The following is a 409-nucleotide window of genomic DNA, read 5'->3' on the forward strand; positions in this document are numbered from 1 at the left end:
AACGAAGTAAACAGCACAGTAACATCAACCCATACGGTTGACCTTGAAGCAACAGAAGGCACCGTAACGGTGGCCGATATCACGGCAGATGACGTGATTAACGCGGCTGAAAGCGGACAAACTATCGCGGTAACCGGTACGGCGACAGGTGGTGACATCAGTGAAAACGATGTGGTGACCATGACCATCAATGGTCAGGCTTACGACACTACGGTTGATGCGAACGGTAACTGGACAGTGGATGTGGCGGGCGCCGATCTTGCAGCCGACACCGAGTTCGAGGTAAGCGTAGCGTCAACCGACGCGGCAGGAAATACAATCGAAAGCACAGCAACATCAACCCATACGGTTGATGTTGAAGCGACAGAAGGCACTGTAACGGTAGCTGATATCACCGAAGATGACGTGA

At 52.3% G+C, this 409-nt stretch carries 1 protein-coding gene; it reads left to right on the forward strand.

Annotated features, from left to right (window positions below; genetic code table 11):
- The coding region (locus A6E04_RS20710) for an Ig-like domain-containing protein (RefSeq protein ID WP_139078915.1) at positions 1-409 on the forward strand (409 nt) is incomplete at both ends.

Origin of the sequence: Aliivibrio logei (assembly GCF_001691055.1) — a bacterium.
Lineage (GTDB): Bacteria > Pseudomonadota > Gammaproteobacteria > Enterobacterales > Vibrionaceae > Aliivibrio > Aliivibrio salmonicida.